Origin of the sequence: Ruixingdingia sedimenti, assembly GCF_031432425.1 — a bacterium.
Classification (GTDB): Bacteria; Pseudomonadota; Alphaproteobacteria; order Rhodobacterales; family Rhodobacteraceae; genus Ruixingdingia; species Ruixingdingia sedimenti.
This window is the reverse complement of sequence record NZ_JAVKPH010000005.1, coordinates 21,962-46,512: the sequence shown is the minus strand read 5'-3', so window position 1 is coordinate 46,512 and position 24,551 is coordinate 21,962. Positions and strand designations below refer to the sequence as shown.

19 protein-coding genes are annotated in these 24,551 nt (G+C 70.4%); 8 read left to right on the top strand and 11 right to left on the bottom strand.

Annotation, left to right across the window (positions count from 1 at the left end):
• Positions 1 to 160: 160 nt before the first annotated feature.
• The 4 genes from polA to RGD00_RS06125 all read right to left on the bottom strand — a co-directional run bounded on the left by polA (position 161) and on the right by RGD00_RS06125 (position 5,475).
• Positions 161 to 2,998 (bottom strand): DNA polymerase I, encoded by a 2,838-nt coding sequence (gene polA / locus RGD00_RS06140; protein ID WP_310456422.1) that lies wholly within the window; start codon positions 2,996 to 2,998, stop codon positions 161 to 163.
• 263 nt (positions 2,999 to 3,261) lie between these two features.
• The gene (locus RGD00_RS06135; RefSeq protein WP_310456421.1) at positions 3,262 to 3,447 is read right to left on the bottom strand and encodes a zinc-finger domain-containing protein; all 186 of its coding nucleotides are present in this window, start codon (positions 3,445 to 3,447) and stop codon (positions 3,262 to 3,264) included.
• A 62-nt stretch (positions 3,448 to 3,509) separates the two neighbouring features.
• Positions 3,510 to 3,890 (bottom strand): HIT domain-containing protein, encoded by a 381-nt coding sequence (locus RGD00_RS06130; protein WP_310456420.1) that lies wholly within the window; start codon positions 3,888 to 3,890, stop codon positions 3,510 to 3,512.
• Positions 3,891 to 3,897: 7 nt separating this feature from the next.
• Entirely contained in the window at positions 3,898 to 5,475 is a 1,578-nt protein-coding gene (locus RGD00_RS06125; protein ID WP_310456419.1) for a DUF5928 domain-containing protein, read from the bottom strand.
• 136 nt (positions 5,476 to 5,611) lie between these two features.
• Between RGD00_RS06125 and RGD00_RS06120 the strand changes: the two genes are divergently transcribed.
• Positions 5,612 to 6,430: a sulfotransferase family protein gene (locus RGD00_RS06120; protein ID WP_310456418.1), complete on the top strand. Its 819-nt coding sequence runs from the start codon at positions 5,612 to 5,614 to the stop codon at positions 6,428 to 6,430.
• A gap of 174 nt (positions 6,431 to 6,604) precedes the next feature.
• On the opposite strand, the gene RGD00_RS06115 is transcribed toward RGD00_RS06120, so the two are convergent.
• From RGD00_RS06115 to RGD00_RS06105, 3 genes are all read right to left on the bottom strand, one after another.
• Entirely contained in the window at positions 6,605 to 7,381 is a 777-nt protein-coding gene (locus RGD00_RS06115) for a 3'(2'),5'-bisphosphate nucleotidase CysQ (protein WP_310456417.1), read from the bottom strand.
• Entirely contained in the window at positions 7,368 to 8,714 is a 1,347-nt protein-coding gene (locus RGD00_RS06110) for a TldD/PmbA family protein (protein WP_310456416.1), read from the bottom strand. Before RGD00_RS06110 ends, RGD00_RS06115 begins: the two co-directional genes overlap by 14 nt.
• Before the next feature lie 70 nt (positions 8,715 to 8,784).
• A complete protein-coding gene (locus tag RGD00_RS06105; protein WP_310456415.1) occupies positions 8,785 to 10,305 on the bottom strand; it encodes a DUF2125 domain-containing protein in 1,521 nt (506 codons plus the stop codon).
• 136 nt (positions 10,306 to 10,441) lie between these two features.
• Between RGD00_RS06105 and RGD00_RS06100 the strand changes: the two genes are divergently transcribed.
• Complete coding sequence (locus RGD00_RS06100) at positions 10,442 to 11,194, top strand: SDR family oxidoreductase (RefSeq protein ID WP_310456414.1); 753 nt, start codon at positions 10,442 to 10,444, stop codon at positions 11,192 to 11,194.
• The gene (locus RGD00_RS06095; RefSeq protein ID WP_310456413.1) at positions 11,191 to 11,805 is read left to right on the top strand and encodes an enoyl-CoA hydratase/isomerase family protein; all 615 of its coding nucleotides are present in this window, start codon (positions 11,191 to 11,193) and stop codon (positions 11,803 to 11,805) included. The genes RGD00_RS06100 and RGD00_RS06095 overlap by 4 nt, the downstream gene beginning before the upstream one ends.
• A 173-nt stretch (positions 11,806 to 11,978) precedes the next feature.
• Here RGD00_RS06095 and RGD00_RS06090 read toward each other — a convergent pair whose 3' ends face one another.
• The 3 genes from RGD00_RS06090 to RGD00_RS06080 are packed head-to-tail and all read right to left on the bottom strand — an operon-like array spanning position 11,979 to position 16,350.
• Entirely contained in the window at positions 11,979 to 12,749 is a 771-nt protein-coding gene (locus RGD00_RS06090) for an SDR family NAD(P)-dependent oxidoreductase (RefSeq protein ID WP_310456412.1), read from the bottom strand.
• Positions 12,746 to 14,329, bottom strand: coding sequence for a GMC oxidoreductase (locus tag RGD00_RS06085; RefSeq protein WP_310456411.1), 1,584 nt, complete (start codon positions 14,327 to 14,329; stop codon positions 12,746 to 12,748). Before RGD00_RS06085 ends, RGD00_RS06090 begins: the two co-directional genes overlap by 4 nt.
• Complete coding sequence (locus RGD00_RS06080) at positions 14,326 to 16,350, bottom strand: acyltransferase family protein (protein WP_310456410.1); 2,025 nt, start codon at positions 16,348 to 16,350, stop codon at positions 14,326 to 14,328. The genes RGD00_RS06085 and RGD00_RS06080 overlap by 4 nt, the downstream gene beginning before the upstream one ends.
• Positions 16,351 to 17,343: 993 nt before the next feature.
• On the opposite strand from RGD00_RS06080, the gene RGD00_RS06075 reads away from it, so the two are divergent.
• The 3 genes from RGD00_RS06075 to RGD00_RS06065 all read left to right on the top strand — a co-directional run bounded on the left by RGD00_RS06075 (position 17,344) and on the right by RGD00_RS06065 (position 21,738).
• Positions 17,344 to 18,711 carry an oligosaccharide flippase family protein gene (locus RGD00_RS06075; RefSeq protein ID WP_310456409.1) on the top strand — a complete coding sequence of 456 codons (1,368 nt, stop codon included), beginning with the start codon at positions 17,344 to 17,346 and terminating at the stop codon, positions 18,709 to 18,711.
• Entirely contained in the window at positions 18,708 to 19,880 is a 1,173-nt protein-coding gene (locus RGD00_RS06070; protein ID WP_310456408.1) for a glycosyltransferase family 4 protein, read from the top strand. Before RGD00_RS06075 ends, RGD00_RS06070 begins: the two co-directional genes overlap by 4 nt.
• A gap of 391 nt (positions 19,881 to 20,271) precedes the next feature.
• The gene (locus RGD00_RS06065) at positions 20,272 to 21,738 is read left to right on the top strand and encodes an aldehyde dehydrogenase (protein WP_310456407.1); all 1,467 of its coding nucleotides are present in this window, start codon (positions 20,272 to 20,274) and stop codon (positions 21,736 to 21,738) included.
• Between the two features lie 229 nt (positions 21,739 to 21,967).
• On the opposite strand, the gene ychF is transcribed toward RGD00_RS06065, so the two are convergent.
• The gene (gene ychF / locus RGD00_RS06060) at positions 21,968 to 23,065 is read right to left on the bottom strand and encodes a redox-regulated ATPase YchF (protein ID WP_310456406.1); all 1,098 of its coding nucleotides are present in this window, start codon (positions 23,063 to 23,065) and stop codon (positions 21,968 to 21,970) included.
• 123 nt (positions 23,066 to 23,188) lie between these two features.
• On the opposite strand from ychF, the gene RGD00_RS06055 reads away from it, so the two are divergent.
• A complete protein-coding gene (locus tag RGD00_RS06055; protein WP_310456405.1) occupies positions 23,189 to 23,602 on the top strand; it encodes a VOC family protein in 414 nt (137 codons plus the stop codon).
• A gap of 95 nt (positions 23,603 to 23,697) precedes the next feature.
• Positions 23,698 to 24,489, top strand: a complete 792-nt coding sequence (trpA, locus tag RGD00_RS06050) for a tryptophan synthase subunit alpha (RefSeq protein ID WP_310456404.1) — start codon at positions 23,698 to 23,700, stop codon at positions 24,487 to 24,489.
• Positions 24,490 to 24,551: the final 62 nt, after the last annotated feature.

The window sequence follows — 24,551 nt, the reverse complement described above, 5'->3', positions numbered from 1 at the left end:
GGATGGTCATCCGGCCCCTTCGCTCTGGCCGGCGAAGGCGCATGCCTCCGCCACGTCCTGCGGGTAGGGTTGCCCCGGCGGGTGCCGGCCTACCCGGTGGGCCTGACCTCACCATCCCCGGTGACGCCCCCGCCCGGCCCGGCGGCGCGACAAATGTCCCTTAATGCGCCGCCGACCAGTTCGGCCCCTGCCCGGCCTCGACCACCAGCGACACGTCCAGCGCCACCGCCGGATCGGCTGCGCCCTCCATCACCGCGCGGGCGCGGGCGATGGTTTCGTCCACCGCGCCTGCGTCGACCTCGAACAGCAGTTCGTCGTGCACCTGCAACAGCATGCTCACCGGCAGCCCGTCCAGCGCCGCGGGCATGCGCACCATCGCCCGGCGGATGATGTCGGCCGCCGTGCCCTGAATGGGCGCGTTGATCGCCGCGCGCCGCGCGAAACCGGCGCCCGGCCCCTTGGCGTTGATTTCCGGCGTATGGATGCGCCGGCCGAACAGCGTGCGCACATGGCCGTTCGCCTTGGCGAAGGCGATCGTTTCGTCCATGTATTCGCGGATGCCCGGGAAACGTTCGAAATACCGGTCGATGAAGCCCTGCGCCTCTGCCCGCGGGATGCGCAGGTTGCGCGCCAGCCCGAAGCCCGAGATGCCGTAGATCACGCCGAAGTTGATCGCCTTGGCCTGCCGGCGGATATCCGGCGTCATCTGGTCGAGCGGCACGTTGAACATCTCTGACGCCGTCATCGCGTGGATGTCGAGCCCGTCGCGGAACGCCTGTTTCAGCGCCGGGATCCCCGCGATATGGGCCAGGATACGCAGCTCGATCTGGCTGTAGTCGAGGCTCAGCAGCACCCGGCCCGGGGGCGCGACGAAAGCCTCGCGGATGCGGCGGCCTTCCTCGGTGCGGATGGGGATGTTCTGCAGGTTCGGGTCGGTCGAGGCCAGCCGCCCGGTGTTCGCCCCGGCGATGGAATAGGACGTATGCACCCGCCCGGTTTCCGGGTTGATCGCCTGTTGCAGCGCATCGGTATAGGTCGATTTCAGCTTGGCGATCTGCCGCCAGTCCAGCACCCGCGCCGCCAGAAGCGCGGCCTGCGGCTGACTGTCCTCCATCGTGGTGATGTCCTCCAGCACATCCGCGCCGGTGGCATAGGCGCCGGTCTTGCCACGCTCGCCCCCCGGCACGCCGATGCGGTCGAACAGGATCTCGCCCAACTGCTTGGGCGAGCCCACGTTGAACTTTTCCCCCGCGATGGTGTGGATCTCGTCCTCCAGCCCCGCCAGTTTCTGCGCGAAGGCGTTGGACATGCGCGACAGCGTGTCGCGGTCGACCAGTATCCCCGCCATCTCCATCGCCGCCAGAACCGGGACCAGCGGGCGTTCCAGCGTCTCGTAGACCGTGGTCACATGCGCGCGGTGCAACTGCGGCTTGAACCTGCGCCAGAGCCGCAGGGTGACATCGGCATCCTCGGCGGCGTATTTCACCGCGTCGCAGACCGCCACCCGGTCGAACGTCACCTGCGCCTTGCCGGAACCCAGAAGCGTCTTGATCGGGATCGGGATATGGCCGAGGTACTGTTCGCACAGGGTATCCATCCCGTGCCCGTGCAGCCCGGCATGCATGGCATAGGACATCAGCATGGTGTCGTCGACGGGCGCGACGCGGATGCCGTGGCGGGCAAAGATCTTGGCGTCGTATTTCATGTTCTGCCCGATCTTCAGCACCGCCGGATCCTCCAGCACGGGCTTCAGCATCGCCAGAACCTCGGCAAGCGGCATCTGCCCCTCGGCCGGCGCGGTGGCGCCGAACAGGTCGCCCCCGCCGGTGACATGACCCACGGGGATATAGGCCGCGCGCCCGGGTTCCACGCATAGCGAGATGCCCACCAGTTCGGCGCGCATCTCGTCAAGGCTGGTGGTTTCCGTGTCGATGGCGACCCAGCCCTTGTCGGCGATCTCCGCCACCCAGTCGGCAAGCGTGGCGGCATCGGTGATGCAGGCATAGGCGGCATGATCGAAGGGGACCTGCGCCTCGGGCTCTGCCGCCGGTGCGGGGGCGCCGGCGGTGGCGGGCGCGGCCGGCGGTTCGGGGATCGCCGGCGGCTCCACCCCCAGCTTGCCGGCGACACGCTTGGACAGGGTGCGGAATTCCATCCGCGTCAGGAAATCCAGAAGCACTGCCGGCTCCGGCGCGCGCACCTCCAGATCACCGAGCCCCATCGGCAGCGGCGCATCCTCGCGCAGCCGCACCAGATCGCGCGAGATCAGGATCTGCGCGGCATGGTCCAGCAGCACCTGCCGCCGCTTGGGTTGCTTGATTTCCCCCGCCCGCGCCAGCAGCGTGTCGAGGTCGCCGTATTCCTGGATCAGCAGCGCCGCCGTCTTGACCCCGATCCCCGGCGCGCCGGGAATGTTGTCGACCGAATCGCCCGACAGCGCCTGCACGTCCACCACCCGGTCGGGGGCGACGCCGAACTTTTCCGCCACCTCGTCGGGGCCGATGCGGCGGTTCTTCATCGGGTCCAGCATCTCGACCCCGCCGCCCACCAGCTGCATCAGGTCCTTGTCGGAACTGATGATCGTCACCCGCCCGCCCGCATCGCGCGCCTGATGGGCAAGGGTGGCGATGATGTCGTCGGCCTCGAAATCCTCGACTTCGATGGTGGCGAGGTTGAAGGCCCGGCTCGCCTCGCGCGTCAGGGGGAACTGCGGGCGCAGGTCCTCGGGCAGTTCGGGGCGGTTGGCCTTGTAGAGCGGGTAGAGATCGTTGCGGAAGGTCTTGGACGAATGGTCGAAGATCACCGCGACATGCGTGGGCGCGTCCGAGGAGGTGCCGTTGCCGTCCACATAGCGGGCGATCATGTTGCAGAACCCGGCGACCGCCCCGATGGGCAGCCCGTCGGATTTGCGCGTCAGCGGCGGCAGCGCGTGATAGGCGCGGAAGATATAGGCCGATCCGTCGATCAGATGCAGGTGGTCGCCCTTGCCGAAACCCATCTTCGCCCCCTCTGCCCGGATACCGGCCCGAGTATTCGCACGATCCCCGCCCCGCTTCCACCCCCGCCGGCCGGCCCGGCGGACAGGCCGGCGGCGCGCCGCGCGGGGATATTCGGGGACAGAAAGTGAAACGGGCGCGCCTGTGCGAAAAGCGCCCGTTCTTCACTTTCTGTCCGAAAATATCCTCAGGGGGTGAATTGGCGCAGCCAAGAGGGGGCAGAATGCCCCCTGCGCCGCCTGACATCGGGCCGCGCGGCCGGGTGTCACTTCACCTTGTCGGCCACGCTTTCATGGACATAGCGCTTGTCGCAATAGCCGCATTCGACCACGCCGGTATCCTCGGGGATCGCCAGCCAGACCCGGGGATGGCCCAACGCGCCCTCGCCGCCGTCGCAGCTGACCTTCCAGGTGCGGACGATTTCGGTCTCGGGGGCGGCGGGTGCGGGCATGGGTGACTCCTCAGGCGGTGGTGGCGCATCATAGCGCCGCGGCGGGGCGAGGCAAGCCGCCCTCAGCCGCGCGCCAGCATGGGGCCGAGCGGGCGGCCGGCGAAGATGTGGATGTGCAGGTGCGGCACCTCCTGATGCGCATCCCCGCCGCTGTTGGCCAGAAGCCGGTACCCCGCCCCGTCCGCCCCCGGCGTCACGCCCAGCATCGCGCAGACCTGGCCCACGGCACGGGTGAAATCGACGATCTCGGCCTCGGTCGCCTCGGCGGCGAAATGGTCGAAGCAGACATAGGCCCCCTTGGGGATCACCAGCACATGCGCCGGCGCCTGCGGATTGATGTCGCGGAAGGCGAGGCTGTGCGGGGTTTCGTGCACCTTGTTGCAGGGAATCTCGCCGCGCAGGATCCGGGCGAAGATGTTATTGGTGTCATAGGCGTAGGGCATCTGGTCCTCAATCCACGAACAGGTAGTCGGTCGCCGCGACGGCGCGGGCCTGATCCTCGGGGATCCCGAGGAAACGGGCAAGGGGGCCGGTGTTGGCCTCGATGTCGCCGGCCTCGCGGATGCGGTGGAAATTCTCGAAATCCGCATCGCGGATCCGGTCGCTTTCGAACCGCAGGTCATAGCGGATCGTGGGCAACACCCGGTCCAGCACATCGGCGGGCGAACTGTCGCTGGCCAGCCCGACGCGGCGCGCATGGCCCAGAAGGTAATCCTCGGTGAAGGTGCATTCGATTTCCAGCAGCCGCGTCACCGCCTTGTCGGCATAGAAATCCTGCATCAGGTCCACATTCGCCGGGTCGATGCAGATCAGCAGCCGGTCGGTCTGGAAATGGTCGAACAGCATCCGCACCAGCGCGCGGCGGTGGCGGGTGCGCTTTTCCAGCGTGGTCTGGATGCCGCCCATGTCCGGCAGCGCCGTCGCAGCCTCGTTGAACAGGTAGTGCACCCCCGGGATCCCGGTCACATCGCGCACACGGTCCACCAGCCGCTTGGCGACATGCCATTTCTTGCAGGTCACGATCATCAGCGTGCGTTCCCGCCCGAGGCTCGATTCGGTTTCCCAGAACCGCGGCGCATACCGCCGCCCGATCCGCCCCCGCCCCGTCAGGAACCTGAACAGCCCCCGCCCCTCGTTCGAGATCGGGAAGTCCACCCCCTTCTGGGTATAGAGCGCGCCGAGCTTGGCCTTGAGTTCCACCGCATCGGCCGACAGCTTGCGCGCGAACAGATAGTCCTGCGCCAGCAGCATGTCGTAATGGTCGTTGTAGAACGTCACCGGCATCCCGTAATCGGTGAACATCAGGAAGGTCAGCGTCCGGGCGCGGATTTCCGCCTCGGGGACCAGATGGCGGACGATGGTCTGGAAGAAGGTCTCGTCCGGGATCCAGGTGGTGCGGAAGAACCGCATCACGTCGCGCCGCTTGGCGCAGAATTCCAGCACCCATTCGATCGTGCGCCGGCGCAGGCACCACCACTGGCTGCCGATCATCATCTGAAGATCCGCCGGCACCCGCCGCGACAGCCCCAGCCTTTGCTGCGCGGCGAGCGAGGCGTAGAACAGCTTCTTGTGGTTGCGCTCGTTGAACCAGTGGCGATAGATCAGCCGTTCTTCCTTGATGCCGGTCTTGATCCATTCCGACGAGAAGAAGTCGAAGCTCTCGATATAGTCGCAGTCCTCGGCGTCGAGGAACTCATGCGCATATTCGGCCGACTTGATGCACATGCAGTCGCCCGACAGCATGTAGAAATGCGTGGCCGCGGGGAATGCCTCCACCGCCGCCTCGACGGCGTTGAGCGTGGCCTGCACAAGGCTCCACTCGCCCCAGCCGCATTTGATCCGCTGGCGGGCGAAGGCGACGGCCGGGTTGTCGGCCAGCGCGGTCTGGATGCGCGCATAATCGGCCGGTTTCGCACGCGCGTCGAAGTGGATCGCGATGAAATCGCCCCCGGCGGTCAGCCGGTTGGCCTGCACGATGATCCCTTCCGGGTCCTTGTGGCACAGCAGGATATACGCGATCTTTGCCATTCCGAGGACGCTCTACCCCTTCCGAACCACATTGTTTCTTTAAATGCCCTTGTGGGGCGTTGAAAAGCCAGAGATTGTTTGCTTTTTTCTGCCGCGGTGACACAGGTGCACAGGCAAGCATGCGAGGCAAGGGCTGATGGGATTTCCCGGGACATGGATGACGGAAAGCGAAAGCCTCGTCTACCGCGTGGTGCCGAAATGCGCCTGCTCGACCATCGGGCAGATCATGTACTTCTCGGATCACGGCCGGTTCTTCGATGGCGACATCCACGATTCCACCGAAGGGCTGCACAAATGGGCGCAGGCCGACAGCCAGCCGCTGATCGAGGCGAACGTGAAGGCGCACAAGTCCTATGCCTTCACCTGCGTGCGCAACCCCTATGCGCGGATCCTGTCGTCCTTCTTCGACAAGATCGCCGGCATCCAGCGCAACGGCAAACGCTATCGCGGCAATCTGGTGCCGCAGCTGGCGCAGAAATACGGGATCGACGTGGGCAGCCCGGAAAACGGCTTCGAGTTCGACCAGATCGCCAGCTTCCGCCGGTTCCTGCTGTTCGCGCGCGACACCATCCGCTTCCGCAAGCCGATGGAGCCCGACATCCACTGGTCGGCGATGGCGGGGCATATCTCGACCTATATCGTGAACGGCGGGCGCTATGACCACATCTTCTTCACCGAGAAGTTCGACGAGGGCATGGCCCATGTGCTCAAACAGGTGAAGACGCCGGTGAAGGTGGACCTCAAGAAGATCCCCCGCTTCAACGAAAGCGAGGGCCACGGACCCAAGCGCGCCCATCCCGTCAGCGCCTATTTCGACGACCTCTCGCGCCATCTGGTATGGGAAATCTACAAGCGCGATTTCCAGCTGTTCAAATACGACTTCGACGACCCGGACAACAAGTTCCCCAAGGCCGAGGTGGACCTCGACGAGGTGCATGCCAAGCTGGGGAACTGAACGCCCGGCGGTGGTGCCGGTGGACAGGTCGGGGGGCCTCCGGCGGGGATATTTGGGGACAGAAAATGAACAGGGGCTGTCCAGATCCGGCCCTGCTCATTTTCTGTCCCTAAATATCCCGGGGGTCCGGGGGCTGGCCCCCGGCCCTGCCCCATCCACCCGCGCAACGCCGGGTCAGCCCCGCGCCCGGGCCATCAGCGCCGCATGCAGCGCCGGGGGCGCGGCGATCAGGCCCGGGGCCTGCGGGCGCGGCGCGTTGAAGCGCAGCGGCGCGCCCGCGGCGTCGGTCACGCGGGCGCCGGCGCGGGCGGCGATCAGGCTGGCCGCGGCGATGTCCCATTCCCAGGCGTCGCGGAAGGTGATCGTGCCGTCGAACCGCCCCTCGGCCACCAGGCAGATGCGCCAGGCGAGCGCGGGGCGGAAGGCGCGGCGCAGCTGCGGCACGCCGCCGGGCCAGTGGCTTTCGGCCATGTTTCCGGCCGTGGTCAGCACGCGGGCGCCCTCGGGTTCCGCCGCGGCGCTGGCGCGGATCGGCGCACCGTTCAGCGTCGCCGCCCCGTCCTCTGCCGCGGCATAGAGCCGGTCGAGCGCGGGCAGATAGACCGCCCCCGCCGTCACCCGGCCCTGCGCCACCACGGCGAGCGCGATGGCAAAGCCCTCTTCCCCCGCCATGAAGGCGCGGGTGCCGTCGATCGGGTCCAGCACGAAGACCGCCGGCGCCGCCAGCCGCGCGGCGCTGTCGGGGCTTTCCTCGGACAGCCAGCCGTAATCGGGGCGCGCCGGGCGCAGGGTTTCCTCCAGCGCGGCGTTGACGGCCAGGTCGGCCTCCGTCACCGGGCCCGCGCCATCGGGCTTGTCCCAGGCGCGCGGTTTCCTGCGCCAGTAGCGCAGCGCGACCTCGCCCGCCGCGCGCACCGCATCGGTCAGCAGCGGCAGGTCACGCGCCGGCAAGGGTCAGCCCTTCGACCAGCAGGCTCGGCACCCGGATCGAGAGGTGGTCGCGCGCGTCATTGGCCGGGGTGATCCGCAACAGCATCTCGCGCAGGTTCCCCGCGATGGTGCATTCGTTGACGGGGTACATGATCTGCCCGCCCTCGACCCAGAAGCCCGAGGCGCCGCGCGAATAATCCCCCGTGGTCGGGTTGATGGACGATCCGATGAGCGATGTCACCAGCAGCCCCCGGCCCATGTCGCGGATCAGGTCGTCGCGCGTCGCGGTGCCTTGCGTCAGCGCGATATTCGACACCCCCGGCGAAGGCGGCGAGGATGTCCCGCGCGTCGCGTTCGCGGTGGTTTCCAGCCCCAGCTTGCGCGCCGTCGCCAGATCCAGCACCCAGCCGGTCAGCACTCCGTCCGCCACGATGTCGCGCCGGCGCGTCGCCAGCCCCTCGGCGTCGAAGGGGCGCGAGCCGCCGATGCGGGGGCGGTGCGGGTCCTCGGTCAGCGTCAGGCCGGGTGGCAGGACGGCCGTGCCCAGGGCATCGCGCAGCCAGCTGGCCCCGCGCGCGATGGCGGTGCCGTTCACCGCCCCCAGCAGATGGCCGATCAGCGTCGCCGCCACCCGTTCGTCGTAAAGCACCGGAAAGGCCCCGGTCGGCGGCTTGCGCGCGCCGGCGCGGGCCAGCGTGCGTTCGGCGGCCAGCGCCCCCACCTCTTCGGGCGAGGGCAGGTCGGCCTGGAAAATGCGCGATTCCCCCGCCCAGTCGCGTTCCATCGCCGTGCCCTCGCCGGTGATCGCCACGCAGGACACCGCGCGCGAGGTGCGCGCATAGCCGCCCGAAAACCCGTTCGTCGCCGCCAGATGCAGCATCCGCCGGCTGTAGCTGGCCGAGGCCTGATCCACCTGCGAAATCCCCGCCCGCGCCAGCGCCGCGGCCTCTGCCCGGCGCGCATCATCCTCCAGCGCGGCGGCGGTGGGTTCGGGGGCTGGGTCGTCGAGGTCCAGCCCCCGGGCATCGGCATCGCGCAGGACCATCGCGGGGTCGGCCAATCCGGCGGTCGGATCCTCCGGCGCCTCGCGCGCCATCGCCACGGCGCGTTCGGCCAGCACCGCCAGCGTGCGGTCCGAGATGTCGGATGCCGACACGCAGGCCTGCCGCCGCCCCACCAGCACGCGCAGGCCGATTTCCACCCCTTCGGACCGTTCCGCCTGTTCCAGCCGCCCCTGCCGCACGTCGATCGACAGCGCCGTGCCCGACACGGCGATGGCATCGGCGTCATCCGCCCCCGCCCTGCGGGCGGCGGAAAGCAGGGCCTGGGTCAGCGCGGCAAGCGTCTGGGTCATGGACAGCCTTTCAGGATCGGGCCCGGGCGGGGGCCCGCCCGGCAGGCGGCCCGCAACGCCCGCGGCGGGGTTACTGGATCCGCTGGCCGTTGGCCAGGATGGACCCGTCGGGCTGGAACTCGATCCGCGTGGTCAGCGAATCCGGCGCGGGCCCGGGCTGGGCGAACAGCGGCGCCAGCATCTTGAAGCCCGCCGCCTGTTCGGCGTCGACCAGTTGCAACTGCACCAGCCGGTCCAGCAGCGTCTCGCCCCCGGTCAGGCTCAGGTCCACCGCGCCGATGGGCTTGGGCATGCCGCCATAGGTCGCCGTGTCGGTATTGTCGAAGGTCAGCGCGCCGCTGCCCGTCAGTTGCGCCCCCACGGCCTCGACCCGCAACTCGGCCAGATCCAGCGACTGGATTTCCGCCGGCGTTTCCGGCGAGACCGAGGTTTCCGGCGTGAACAGGTTCATCAGCACCTTCAGCTTGCCCTTGGCATCCACGATCAGCGTCGCCGGGTCGCGCGGCAGCAGCGCCTGCGGGTCCAGCATCGCCCACACATCGTCGCTGACCGTCAGCCCCACCAGCCGCGCCATCAGGCTCATGTCGCCCGGCTCGGGTGCCGGGGCGATCGGCAGGGCGATGCCGAAAAGGTATTCCGCCAGCTTCACCTTGAGTTCGGGGAAGGGGATGGAACTGCCCGACAGCGCGACATCGACGTTATCGGCAGAGGTGCCGTAGTCCACCTGCGCGGCATCCACCAGCATCCACAGCCCCGCCCCGCCGAGCGTGCCGGTGGCGCGCAGGCTGTCGTCGCCATCGGCGAAATCGAGGTCGAACCGGGTGGCGCCCTGGGTGAATTCCGAATCGACGTTGAAACCGGCTGCCAGCAGGGCGGACAGATCCGCCGCCATCGCCTGATCGACCAGCGTGCCGGCGAAGGTGCCGGCCAGATCGGCGGACTCGTAGGTCAGCGTCATGCGGCCGCCCGGCGAATCGGGATTCTCTGCCGTCATCGCCACGGCCATCTTCGTTGCCGCGATCTCTGCCTCCATGGTGGCGTCATCGCCGGTGGCGGCGGCATAATGGCCCCCGATCCCCTCGATCATCGCGTCGAGCGTCAGCGGCATCGGCTTGCCCTCCGCCATCATCTCTTCCAGCACCACGCGCACGGATTCGGCGGTGAAATCGTGCCGGGGGGCGGCGGGCTCGCCCGATACGATGGTGCGCATCGCCACCTGATCCACCCGCATGCGCATGGCGAAGGGCCGGCCTTCGGTATCCGTGGACTGCATGGCGACGGTGTAGGACGGCTCCATCACCACCTCGACCCGGCCGTCGCCCAGATCCTCCATCCGCACCTCGCCCATCGGCACGGTGACGTCGATCGCGCCGGCCTCGGCATCGCCGGCAACGGCGCGCATGGTGACGCCGGCCAGAACCAGCGTGCCGCCCTCGCGCCGCTGCGACTCGGCCGTCATGGTGTAACCGGAGGCGGTGCTCATCGCCTGCCAGTTTTCCCACACCTGCTCGGGCGTGACGTCCGCCAGCGCCATGGCAGGCATGGAAAACAACGCCGAGGCCGCAAGACCCAGGATTCGCGCGCAGGACATGGATATATCGCCTTTCGGATCCGAATGCTTTGCCCCAGCATCCCGCCATTCCCCGTCCAAGGCAAGGGGGCGCGGCGGATGCCGGCTGGCGCCCGCCGGGGGCGATGGGGTAGAGGGCGGGAAACAGGGGGGCGCGATGCGGCTCGACGGACGGCATGTGATCATCACCGGCGCCAGCCGCGGCATCGGCGCGGCGGCGGCGGCGGCTTTCGCGGCGGCGGGCGCGCGGGTCAGCCTGCTGGCGCGCGACGGCGCGGCGGCGGGCCGGGTGGCCGATGCCATCGGCCCCGCGGCGCGGGCGGCGGCGGCGGATGTGGCGGATGCAGCGAGCCTCGCCGCCGCCATCGCCGCGGCAGAGGCCGCGTTGGGCCCCGTGGATGTGCTGGTGAACAACGCCGGGGTGATCGACCCCATCGGCCCGCTGGCGGGGGCCGACCCCGCGGCATGGGGCCGGGCCATCGACGTGAACCTCAAGGGCGTGATGCACGGGATGCGCGCCGTCCTGCCCGGGATGATCGCGCGGCGGCGGGGAACGGTGATCACCGTGGGTTCCGGCGCCGCCCACAACCCGCAGGAAGGCTGGAGCGCCTATTGCGCCGCCAAGGCCGGGGCCTTCATGCTGACCCGCGCCGCGCATCTGGAGGCCGGGCCCCACGGCGTGCGCGTGCTGTCGCTGTCGCCCGGCACGGTGGCCACCGACATGCAGCGCACCATCCGCGACAGCGGCATCAACCCGGTCAGCCGGCTCGACTGGTCGGCCCATGTGCCCCCCGGCTGGCCCGCCCGCGCGCTGGTCTGGATGTGCAGCCCCGACGCAGACGACTTGCTTGGCGGCGAAGTCGGCCTGCGCGATGAAACCATCCGCCGCCGGATCGGACTTGCCCCATGATCGACCTCGATGTTGCAGACGGCCTCTGGACCGTCACGCTGAACCGCCCCGACAAGGCCAATTCGCTGACCCGCGCGATGCTGGTGCGGCTGGCCGGGATCGCCGAAGAGGCGGACGCCGCGGGCGCGCGGGCGCTGGTGCTGACCGGGGCGGGCAAGGTCTTTTCTGCCGGTGCGGATCTGGACGAGGCGCGCGCGGGGCTGGCGACGGACCCGGTATGGGAACGGCTGTCGGGCGCCATCGCGGCGCTGCCCTGCCTGACTGTCGCGGCGCTGAACGGCACGCTGGCCGGAGGCGCGATGGGCATGGCGCTGGCCTGCGACCTGCGCATCGCGGTGCCGGGGGCGAAGGTCTTCTACCCGGTGATGCGGCTCGGCTTTCTGCCGCAACCCTCGGACCCCGGGCGGCTGGTGGCGCTGGTCGGCCCCGCGCGGGCCAAGGCGATCCTGATGGCCGGGCAGCGGATCGAGACGGCCGAGGCGCTGGCCTGGGGCCTGATCGACCGCGTGGTGGAACCCGACGCGCTGACGGACACCGCCCGCGCACTGGCCGCCGACGCGCTGGCCGCCACGCCCGACCACGCCGCGGCGATCAAGCGCATGATCGGCTGAGGGCGCTTTGCGGCAAGCGGCGCAGGGGGCATTCTGCCCCCTCTTGGCTGCGCCAATTCACCCCCTGAGGATATTTTCAGACAGAAAGTGACAGGGCTGCCTGCCTTCACTTTCTGTCCTTAAATATCCCCGCCGGAGGCTCCCGCACTCTCCACCGGACCGAACACCGGGCATCAGGCCAGCCGGCGCGCCACGGGCGCGGGCTTGAACAGCAGCCTGTCCTTGATCCGCCGTTTGAGCGAACGGGACGCGATCACCTCGCGGTCGCGCTCGAAGGTCACGCCTTGCAGGCTGCGGTCGTGCCACAGCGCCAGCGCCGCGCCCCAGCGGGCCGCCGTTTCGGGGGCGATGCCCTCGGCGATGCCCATGCGGGTCGCCAGCGCACCGGGGATCCAGTCGTTCACCACGATGTCGGGCAGGCGGTCGCCGATGTCCGCCACCAGCGCGCGGGTGAAGATGCGCGCCGCACCCTTGGAAACGGAATAGGCCATGCTGCCCGGCAGCGGCGCCAGATCGGCGAAGGTCGCCACATTGACGATCCGCCCCCGGCCGCCCGCCTGCACCATCCGCTGCAACGCCGCACGGGTGCAGGTGACGGTGCCGCCGAAGTTCACCGCCATCGCATGGTCGAGATAGGCGGGCGGCGCGGTCAGGAAATCGGCGTGGTCGTAGACGGCGGCGTTGTTGATCAGGATCCGCGGCACCAGCCCCCCGGCATCCAGCCGGGCAAAGGCCGCCTCGACCGCCGCCGGGTCGGCCACATCCGCCACCAGCGCGACGAACCGCCCCCCGCCCTGCCCCGCGGTTTGCGCCAGCGCCGCAGCGTCGCGGCCCACCCCCGCCACCGCCATGCCGCGCGCCATCAGTTCGACCGCCAGCGCCCGGCCCAGCCCCCCGCCGGCCCCGGTGACGATGGCGATGCCGTTGTCGGGGGATGTCGTCATGGCGTGGCCTCCGGCAGGCGGGCGAAGCCGCGCACCAGCGCGTCGGCGGTGCGCAGGGCGTTGGCGGCGATGGTCAGGCTCGGGTTCACGCCGGTCGCGGTCGGCATGAAGGACGAATCCGCCACATAGAGGTTCGCCACCCCATGCGCGCGGCACTCGGGGTCGAGCACGCTGCGCGCGGGGTCGATGCCGAAGCGCAGCGTGCCGCAGGGATGGCCGATGTTCAGTTCCGGCTCGAACGTCAGGAACAGGCTGCGCAGGCCGCCCAGCCCCCGGCGGATATGGCGGCGGTACAGGCGGCGGCGGGCCAGCAGTTCGGGCGCGAAGCGGTAGTCGAAGCCGATCGCCCCCGGCGCGGCGGGCACGCGCACGCGGTTGTCGGCATAGGGCAGATCCTCCAGAATGCCGACATAGACATGCGCCTCGCCCAGCATCCGCGCGGCGATCAGCGCGGGAATGCGGGTGAATTCGCGCAAGACCCGCAGGCGCCGCAGGGCGGAACGGTCGAAGCGGTCGTTCAGGAACTGCACGATATTGCCGTAGGAGGCCGTCAGCCCCATCGCCTGGAACAGGCCGAACCTTTGCCCCTCCACGGCATAGAAATCGCGCAGGGCCAGCGACTTGCGCGGCCCGGTATCGGGGCCGTGGCGGCCCGGCGGCCAGATGGCGATGCGCTCGTTCAGGTGGAACATCAGGTTGCGCCCGGCCATGCCGGACCGGTTCGCCACACCGTCAGGCCAGAGTTCGGAACGCGACGCGAGCAGCAGCGCCGGCGAGCCCAGCCCCCCCGCCGCCAGCACGAAGGCCCGCGCGCGCAGGCGCAGGACCTCGGCCCCCCGGCGGACCTCGACCGCGCGCACCCGGCCCGCATCGGCGTGGAGTGCGGTGACGAGGCACCCGCCCAGCCATTCCGCCCGCCCCGTCGCCAGCGCCGGTTCCACCCCCGCCGACCGGCCGTCCATCTTGCAGGGACGCGGGCATTTGTGACCGATGCATTCGCGGCAGTCCGGGCCGTAACCGATACCCACATGCATGCGGTAGGGATGCAGGCCCCGGGCCCGGAACGCCCCTTCCAGCGCCGCGCCCGCGGGCGACAGGGGCGGGGGCGCGCGCAGCGCCGCATCCTCGCCGGGCGACAGCGGGTCGGGCGTGCCGGCAAGGTTCAACAGTGTTTCGGCCTGCCGGAACCACGGCGCAAAGGCATCCGCCCCCACCGGCCAGCCCCCGGTGGGATGGGGCAGGCCCGGCGCATCCTCGAAATCATGCCGGGCGGGGCGTTCCAATGATGCGGCGTAAAAGACCGACGACCCGCCCGCCCCCGCGCCGAGCGCGCCGAAGAACCGGTCCTGCCGCCCGGCCACGCCCGCGTCGAGCGGGTCGGGCCAGTAGCCGCGGATCAGCCGGGCGGCGGGGTCGGCGATTTCGGTGCTCAGCGCCTGTTCCTCTGCCCGGGGGCCCATCGGGCCGCGGTCGATGAACAGCACGTTCAGCCCCGCCTCTGCCAGCCGCCGCCCGGCGATCCCCCCGCCCATGCCGGCGCCGATCACGATCACGTCCCAGAGGCGGTCCCCGACGCTCATACCCGCCCCCCGAGCCCGGCGAACAGCGGCGCGAAAAGGCCCCGCAGCGCCCGCGCGCCGTGGTTCGTCAGGTGGTTGTTGTCGAAATAAAGCGACCTGTCGCCCGCCATCACCGAACAGGCCACCCCGTTGCACAGCGACGGATGGCTGTCGAGCCAGCGCACCAGCCCCGCCGCACCGGCCGCGGCAAAAGGCGCCTCGGCCCGGGCGTTGCGGGCCGCCAGCGGCGCGGCGCCGACCGTGGTCAGCGCCTCCAGCGCCGGGCCGGGGGCCAGATGGCCGTGGAACAGCAGCCGCGCGACACGGCGGGACTGGTAGTCCGGCACCTCGGGCACCTGACGCAGCACCAGCACCTCGCGCCCCATACCATGCAGGCGGGCGATGGTGTCGGCGACGGCCCGGGCATAGACCGCGGCCTGATCGTCCCCCGGCCCTTCCAGCGGCGTCAGGGCGATGGCGTTGTGGGCATCGCGGCCGGTCCCCGCGCCTTCGGCATAATAGCTCCACCGCCCGACCAGCAGCACGCGCGCCAGATCGGGCAGTGCCGGCAGGGCGGCCAGCAGTTGTGCGGTCGCGGCGGTGCAGGCGGCATCCTGCGCCCGGGTCGCGGCGCTTTCCCACTTGGCCAGCCCCGCCAGCGGCGGGCAGCCCGCACGCCAGACCAGAAGCCCCGGCACCCCCGCCTCCTGCGCCGCCAGATCCAGCCCCTCTTTCATCGCCCGCAGGTGGGAATCGCCCCAGGCGAGGAAACGCGGCGCGCCCACGGGGCCAATGGGGCAGACCTCCAGCCCCGCCAGCGGGCCGGCGGCATCGGTACGGCAGCGCGACCAGTCCTGAATGAAATCCTCGGACGCCAGCACATGGGGGCGCGCCTCCGGCCCGATGCGGCCGGGCAGGCCATCGGTCAGGAACACCGCCGCGCCGAAGGCCAGCACCGCACCCGAGGCCACCACGACCCCCGTCACCAGCCGCCGCGGCGTGACCCATGCCCCCATGCGCACCGGCGTTTCCACATAGCGCCACGACAGCCAGGACAGCACGAAGGCCAGCGCGAGCCATCCCGCAGCCTCCCCCGGCCCGGCCCAGGCATCGCGCCAGGCCAGCGACAGCACCATCACCGGCCAATGCCAGAGGTAGAACGAATAGGACATCCGCCCCACCCCCACCATCGGCCCGCTGGACAGGACCCGGTTCACCGGGTTCGCCTGCGCGCCATTGGCCAGCAGCAGCACCGTACCGGCCACGGGCACCAGCGCCTGCCAGCCGGGAAACCCCGCCCCGGGGGCGATGAATACAACGCCCCCCAGCACCAGCGCCGCACCCAGCCACGATGCCGCCGCCCCGCCCGGCAGCCGCAGGGGCCGCACCGCCAGCAGCACACCCGCCAGCAGTTCCCACGCGCGGAAGGGGAAAAGATAGAAGGCCGCCGGATGGTCGCGCCCCGTCACCCAGATACAGGCGGCGAACGAGACCGCCGCCAGCGCCACAAGCAAGGCCGCCCCGCGCCCAGCCCGCCAGACGAGCCACAGGACCAGCGGCAGGACCAGATAGAACTGTTCCTCCACCGCCAGCGACCAGGTGTGCAGCAGCGGCTTTTCCTCTGCCCCGCTGTCGAAATAACCCGCATCGCGGTAGAACTGGACGTTGGACAGATAGACCGTCGCCGCGATCAGCGTCTTGGCATAGTCGCGGAATTCCTGCGGCAGCAGCACCGCCCAGGCCACCAGCGCGCTGGCCGCGGCCATGGCGAAATAGGCGGGCGCAAGACGGCGGAACCGGCGCAGGTAGAAACGGACGAGCGAGATGCGCCCGGTCCGCCCGGCCTCGGTCCAGAGGATCGCACCGATGAGATAGCCCGAGATGACGAAGAACACATCGACGCCGACGAACCCGCCCCGCAGCCCCGGCAGCCCGAAATGGTAAAGCACGACGGACAGCACCGCGACCGCGCGCAGCCCGTCGATTTCCGGCCGATAGGCGAGCCCCCCCGCCGCCTGCGTCTCTGCCGCACCCGCTACCACGCCACCCGCACCCCGCTCCGCCCGACCCCCGCGCCGCCAGCTAACCACCCGGCGCGGCCCATCTCAACCCCGGCGCAGCCCGGGGAAGGGTTTTCGCGATGACGTGCACAGGGGCAACAGTCGGGGGGCGGGCAAGCGCCGGGGGCATCCGCAACCTCCGGCCATCGCGTACAGACCCATGAGCGCGCGGCGCCTCGGGCAGCCGAGCCCCACGGCCGGGCCGGGCGGGATCAGGAAACGCACCGCGTTTCCCCCGCCCGTTCGCGCGACAGTTTCGTGAAAGACGGTGATGCCGGGAATAATGGATAGGCCAACGCCTGCCCCGGCGGTGAATGCAGAGCCATCCCCTCCCGGGCGGATGGCGGGGCAACCCGGTCCTACAGGGCGCATCGGCGGGAACGTCATCCCCGGAAGGCGTAAGTCGGGGCCCGCCCCAACTCCGGGCCCGCCTGCCGGCCATGGGAAGCCTGCGGAAGGACAGGGGGCAGACCCCTGCCGGGCGAACGACAGGGCGCCCCGCACGGGAAAGAACCCATGGCGGACGTTATCCCCGGGCATACGAGTCAAAGCGCGCCCCGACTGGTGTGCCCGCCTGCCAGCCACAGCCGGCCGCCCCACAGGACGCAGCCCTGCCCTGCCGGACGGACGGCAAAGCACCCCCTTCCCGGGGTCGAGCCCGTAACGGCATTATCCCCGAGGCGCAGAGATGAGGGCCTGCCCCGTCTCCCGCCCCGCCGACCGGCCATGGCAGGCCGCCCCGCACGACGCAGCCCGGCCCGGCGCAAGGCGGGGTAAGCCCCGACCTACGAAGGCCGCCCGCGTAGCAGGCGACCTTCACGGAAGGCGCAGGCCGGGGTTCGCCCCAACCTCCGGGCCTGCGCGGCACCGGCCCCGCGCAACGCGGCAACACCCGGCCCGCCGCCGCCTTGCGGGCCTTGCCCTGCGGCGCGGGCTGTGGTCTGGCTGGGGCGAGTTTCAGTCTGGATCAGCGCCTTGGCCTCGACCCTTTCCCGGATCCTGCACAGCAAGGGCCTCTTCGCCCGCGTCCTGCGCAGTTCCGGCTGGATCGCCGTCGGTTTCGGCGGGGCGCAGTTGATCCGGCTCGCCTCGAACCTGATCCTGACGCGGCTTCTGTTCCCCGAGGCCTTCGGGGTCATGGCGATCATCATGGTGCTGATGCAGGGGCTCAACAACTTTTCGGACGTGGGCATCACCCCTTCCATCCTGCAAAGCCGCCGGGGGGACGAGCCGGGGTTCCTGAACACCGCCTGGACGATGCAGGCGCTGCGGGGCGCGGGCCTGTGGCTGGCGACCTGTGTGCTCGCCTGGCCGGTGGCGCTGTTCTATGACGAACCGATGCTGGCCTGGTACCTGCCCGTCGCGGGGCTGTCGCTGCTGGTGGCGGGTTTCAACCCGACGCGGATCGAGACCGCCAACCGCCACCTGATGTTCGGCCGCCTGACGCAGCTCGACCTGCTGTCGGCCTTCCTGTCCACCGCCGTCACCGTGGCGCTGGCGGCGGTCTTTCCCTCGGTCTGGGCGCTGGTGGCGGGGCTGGTGGCGGGCGCGGTGATCCGGCTGGTGCTGACGGCGCGGTTCCTGCCCGGGGCGCCCAACCGCCTGCGCTGGGAACCGGATGCCGCGCGGGAATTGTTCACCTTCGGCCGGTGGGTGTTCCTGTCCACCATCGCGGGCTTTGCGCTGGCGCAGGGCGACAAGGCGATCCTTGGCAAGTACCTGACGCTGGAACAGCTTGGGATCTACAATATCGGGTTCTTCCTCGCCTCGTTCCCGCTGATGTTCGCACAGGCGCTGACCAGCCGGTTGATGATCCCGCTCTACCGCGAACGCCCGCCCGGCACCTCGCGCGACAATTTCCTGCGCCTGCGCCGGGTACGGATGGGGCTGGGCGCGGCGGTTCTTGCGCTGCTGGCGGTGGTGGCGCTGGCGGGGGTGCCGCTGGTGGGGCTGCTCTACGACGACCGCTATGCCGTGGCGGGGGCGATCTGCGTGCTGATTGCCTGCGCGCTGGCGCCGCAGGTGGTCGGGCTCGGCTACGATCAGGCGGCGCTGGCGGGCGGCGATTCCTACCGCTTCTTCCTCTATGTCGCGCTGCGGGCGGCGGTGTTCGTCGCGCTGTTCCTGACGGGGGCGATGCATGGGGGGCTGGTGGGCGCGCTGGCGGGGCAGGCGCTGGCCTCGGTCGTCACCTATCCGGCGCTGGCGGTGCTGGCGCGGCGGCACGGCGCCTGGGACGGGCGGAGCGATCTGGTCCTTGCGGCGGCGGCGCTGGCCATCGCCGCCGCCGCGCTGGCCGTCAACCGGGCAGAGATCGCGGCGCTGATCGGGGGCGGGGGATGACCGCGCTCGGCTATCTGGTGCCCGAGTTTCCGGGGCAGACGCATGCCTTTTTCTGGCGCGAGGTGACGGCCCTGCGCGATGGCGGGCTGCGGGTGGAACTGCTGTCGACCCGCCGGCCTGCGCCCGGGTCCTGCCCGCATCCCTTCGCGGATCAGGCAGAGGCGCAGACGGCCTACCTTTTCCCGCCCGGCGCCGCGGCGCTGGCGGGGCTGGCGGCCCGGCCCCGGGGGCTGGCGCGGGCGCTGGCCTATGCGGCGGGCGTGTCGGGCGCGGCGCGGGTGGCGGCGCTGATCCCCTCGGCGATGCGGCTGGTGCAGCACTGCGCGGCGCGGGGGATCGGCCATGTGCATGTGCATTCCTGCGCCAATGCCGCGCATCTGGCGGCGCTGGCGCAGATGCTGGGCGGCCCGGACTACAGCGTGACGGTGCATGGCGATCTGGCCGTCTATGGCGCCGACCATGACCGCAAGTTCGCCCGCGCAAGGCTGGTCACGGCGGTGACGGAGCCTTTGGCCGAACAGATCCGCGCCGTCTGGCCGGGGCATGCGGTGCCGGTGATCCCGATGGGGGTGGATGTGGACCGCTTCCGCCCCGCCGACGGCGCGCGCGCCGAAGGCCCCGCCCGTTTCGTCACCGTGGCGCGGTTGCAGGCGAACAAGGGGCATGCGCATGTGCTGCGCGCTTTGGCCCGGCTGCGGGACGCCGGCGTGGAGGCGCATTATACCATCGTCGGATCCGGCCCCGATGCGGGCGCGATCGCGGCAGGGATCGCGGCGCTCGGCCTCGGCGACCGGGTGGAGATGGCGGGCACCCTCGGTCAGGATGCGGTGCTGGCGCTGTTGCAGCAGGCCGATGCGCTGGTGCTGGCCAGCGTGGGGTTGGGCGAGGCCGCGCCGGTGGCGGTGATGGAGGCGATGGCCTGCGGCCTGCCGGTGATCTGTTCGCGCATCGGCGGCACGGCGGACATGATGACCGACGGGGTGGAGGGTTTCCTGACCCCGCAGGGCGACGAGAACGCCATCACCGCCGCCGTCAGCGCGCTGGCGACCGACCCGGCACTGCGCGCCCGCATGGGGGCGGCGGCACGCGCACGGGCCTGCGCGGCCTTCGACTATCGCGTTCAGGCCGGACGGCTGCGCGCCGCGCTGGCGGATGCGGGGGCGGTGTAGGGGACCGGTCGCTCTGTCTGGCGAAGGCGTGTGCCTTCGTCATGTCCTGCCGCCTCCGCTGCCCCGGCCGGGGCCCGATGTCCCCGGTGGGCCGCCCCCCCCCCGCCCGTGGCGGGCGCTACTCGCCCGATGTTCCCGACAGCACCGTCCCGCGCGCACGGGCGGGGGAAATGCAGCGCGTTTCCTGATCCCGCCCGCACCGCCCACAAGGACGATGTCGATCCTGCCGGGCCATAGTCCGGCGCGATACCCTTGCCGCCTGTTCCCTCTGGCCCGGGGCGGCGCGCTTGCATTGCCCGGCCCTGCCCGCATCCTGTCGGCCATGATGCGCCCCGGCCCCTCCGGCACCCCGCCCGGCCCCGGCGCCCCATCGCAGCAGGAGGAACGGGCGATGATCTGGCAGGGACCGAGGGACAGGTTTTTCATCGGGGGCGAATGGGTTGCGCCCGCGTCGGACCGGACGGTCGACATGATCTCTCCGTTCACCGAGGAGAAGATGGCGACCGTCGCCATCGGCAGCCGCGCGGACATCGACCGTGCCGTGGCGGCGGCGCGCAGGGCCTTCGACCATGGCCCCTGGCCGCGGATGACGCTGGACGAACGCATCACGGTGCTGCGGCGGCTCAGCGCGCTGATCGGGGAAAACCAGGTGCTGCTGGCGCAGCTGGTGACAGAGGAAATGGGCTGCCCCATCACGCTGTCGACCAGCATGCAGGCGATCGGCCCGCGGGTCCTGCTGGACAGCCATCTGGACCTCGTGCCGCAATATCCGTTCGAATATGTGCGCCAGTCGGCCACCGGCAACGGGCTGGTGCGGCGCCGGGCGCTGGGGGTGGTCGCGGCGGTGATCCCGTGGAACGCACCCTTCCTGCTGGGCATCATCAAGCTGGCCCCGGCGCTGCTGACCGGCAACACGGTGGTGCTGAAGCCGGCGCTGGAAACGCCGCTCAGCGGCTATCTGCTGGCCGAACTGGCGCAGAAGGCGGGCCTGCCCGAGGGTGTGATCAACGTCGTGCCCGCGGACCGCGAGGAAAGCGAATACCTCTGCGTGCATCCGGGGGTGGACAAGGTGTCGTTCACCGGGTCCTCGGCGGCGGGCCAGCGGCTGGGCGGGCTGTGCGGCCAGATGTTCCGCCCGATCACGCTGGAACTGGGCGGCAAGTCGGCGGCGCTGATCCTCGATGACGCCGATATCCCGCTGGCGGTGGAATCGCTGCGCGTGGGGTCGCTGCGCAATTCCGGGCAGGTGTGCAGCAACAAGACCCGCATCGTGGTGTCGCGCCGCCGGCAGGCGGAATTCGTCGAGGCGTTTGCCGCGATGATGGCCGCGATGCCGGTGGGCGACCCGATGGATCCCGCGACGCAGATCGGCCCGCTGGTGGCCGCCCGCCAGCGCGACCGGGTGGAGGGTTACATCGCCAAGGGCAGGGCCGAGGGCGCGCGGCTGGTGCTGGGCGGCGGGCGGCCCCCGGGGCTCAACCGCGGCTGGTTCGTGGAACCGACGCTGTTCGACAACGTGGACCCGAATTCCACCATCGCGCAGGAGGAAATCTTCGGCCCGGTCGTGTCGGTCATGAGCTTCGACACCGAGGACGAGGCGGTGGCGATCGCCAACAACTCCGTCTACGGGCTGAACGGCTCGGTCTTTTCGGCCGATGTGGACCGCGCGGTGGGCCTCGCCCGCCGGATCGACACCGGCACGGTGGAAATCAACGGCAACGGCGCGGGCTTCGCCTCGCCCATGGGCGGGTTCAAGAAATCCGGCGTCGGCCGCGAGGCGGGGCTGGAGGTCTTTGACGGCTATGTCCAGACCCACACGGTGGGCGTGCCCAAGGCCTATGCCGACGCGCGGGCGTAGGTTGCAGGCGCGGGGGCGGGTTACGGCCTTGCCCCCGGGGTCGGATCAGCATCTGACCCCCAACCTACACTGTGGCTGGCGAAGGCGCGTGGAGTTGCCCCGGCAGGCGCTGGCCTACCCGGTGTGCCTGGCATCACCGTCTTTCACGAAACTGTCGCGGGAACGGGCGGGGGAAACGCAGTGCGTTTCCTGATCCCCGCCCGGTCCGGCCGAAGCGCGAACGCCACCCTCAGCCGCTGAACAGGAAGTGCAGCACGTCGCCGTCCTGCACCTCGTAGGTCTTGCCCTCGACGCGGAACTTGCCGGCCTCTTTCGCGCCCGTCTCGCCGTTGTGGGCGATGTAATCCGGGTAGGCCACGGTTTCCGCGCGGATGAAACCCTTTTCGAAGTCGCCGTGGATCACGCCCGCCGCCTGCGGGGCCAGCGTGCCCTTCTGGATCGTCCAGGCGCGGGCCTCCTTGGGGCCCACGGTGAAATAGGTCTGCAACCCCAGAAGCTGGTACCCCGCCCGGATCAGCCGGTCGAGCCCGGCCTCGTGCAGCCCCATTTCCTCGAGGAACATCGCGGCCTCGTCGGCAGGCAGCTGGGAAATCTCTTCCTCGATCTTCGCGGAAATCACCACCGCCGCCGCACCCTGCCGCGCCGCCATTTCGGCCACGCGGGCGGACTGGCTGTTGCCCTCTGCCGCCGCCGATTCCTCGACGTTGCAGACATAGAGCACGGGTTTCGCCGTCAGCAGTTGCAGCATCCGCCATTGCCTGCGGTCGTCCTCGGCCACCGTCACGGTGCGCGCGGGGCGGCCCTCGTTCAGCGCCGCCTGCGCCAGCGCCAGAAGCCGGTCCTGATCGGCGGATTCCTTGTCGCCGCCCTTGAGCTTGCGGGCAAGGTTCGCGCGCCGCCGTTCGATGGATTCCAGATCGGCCAGCATCAGTTCGGTCTCGATCGTCTCGGCATCGGCCACCGGGTCGATCCGGCCCTCGACATGGGTGATGTCGCCGTCCTCGAAACAGCGCAGCACATGGGCGATGGCGTCGCATTCGCGGATATTGGCGAGGAACTGGTTGCCCAGACCCTCGCCCTTGCTGGCGCCGCGCACCAGCCCCGCGATGTCGACGAAGGTCATGCGGGTGGGGATGATCTGTTTCGACCCGGCGATGGCCGCCAGCTTGTCCAGCCGCGCGTCGGGCACCGCGACCTCGCCCACGTTGGGCTCGATCGTGCAGAAGGGAAAGTTCGCCGCCTGCGCCGCCGCCGTGCGGGTCAGCGCGTTGAAGAGCGTCGATTTGCCCACGTTCGGCAGGCCGACAATACCCATCCTGAAGCCCATCGCACGATCCTTTCCGGCGGTTTCGCGCCGCTTCTAGGCAGCGGGGGGCGGAATCGCAAGCCGGGGCTTTGGGTGCGGGCGATTCCGTGGCAGCATGCGCGCGCTTCACGCAGGGAGGATCAGATGTGTTTCGAACCCTACCTCCACTTTCAGGGCGATTGCGCCGCGGCGATGGCCTTTTATGCCGATGTGTTCGGGGGCGATCTGACCATGATGCGCTATGCCGAGGCGCCCGGGGCGACGCCGGATGCGGCCGGGGGCGACCGGGTGATGCATGCCGCGCTGGCGGTCGGCGGGGGCAGCCTCATGGGGTCCGACTATCCGCCGGGCATGGCGGGGGCGGCGCAGGCGTCGGTGTCGATCAGTTACGGCGTGCCGGATATCGCCGCCGGGCAGGCGGTGTTCGAGCGGCTGGCAGAGGGCGGCGAGGTCGTGATGCCCTGGGGCCCCACCTTCTGGGCGCAGGGTTTCGGCATGGTGAAGGACCGTTTCGGCACCCATTGGATGGTCTCCGGCCCGCCGGCAGAGGGGGGCTGACGCAGGCGGCGGGGCGCGGGCGGCGCGGGGCCGAGCCCCATTGATTTCCCCGCCGGATTTCTGCACACCGGGCCGACCAGAGAGAGGACGCCCGAATGACCCGCATCGACCGCACGTTCGCCGCCCTGAAGGCCGAGGGCAGGAAGGCGTTCGTCGCCTATATCATGGCGGGCGACCCCGACATGGAGACCTCGTTGCAGATCATGCGGGGCCTGCCGGCGGCGGGGGTGGACGTGATCGAACTGGGCCTGCCCTTCACCGACCCGATGGCCGACGGCCCGACGATCCAGGCCGCGGGGCAGCGCGCGCTGGAAGGCCACCAGACGCTGGCGAAAACGCTCGATATGGTGCGGGCGTTCCGGCAGGGCGATGCGGGCACGCCGATCGTGCTGATGGGATATTACAACCCGATCTATTCCCGCGGGGTGGACCGTTTCCTGGCCGAGGCGAAAGAGGCCGGGATCGACGGGCTGATCGTCGTCGATCTGCCGCCCGAAGAGGATGCCGAACTGTGCCTGCCCGCGCAGGCGGCGGGGCTGAACTTCATCCGGCTGGCGACGCCGACCACGGATGCCCAGCGCCTGCCCAAGGTGCTGCAAAATACCTCCGGCTTCGTCTATTACGTGTCCGTCACCGGCATCACCGGCGCGGCGCAGGCGCAGGCGGGGGCGGTGGGGCCCGAAATCGCGCGCATCAAGGCCAGCACCGACCTGCCCGTGGTGGTGGGCTTCGGCATCGCGACGCCGGAAAGCGCGCAGGCGCTGGCCGGGGTCGCGGACGGCTGCGTGGTGGGTTCGGCCATCGTCAAGCTGGTGGGCGAGGGCCGCCCCGTGCCCGAGGTGCTGGCGCGCGTGGCCGAACTGGCGGCGGGCGCGCATCGGGGCTGAGCTTTCCGGGCCGTGACGCGATCCGGTCCAACAATCGCCAGAGTTCCAACGTCATCTGCCGC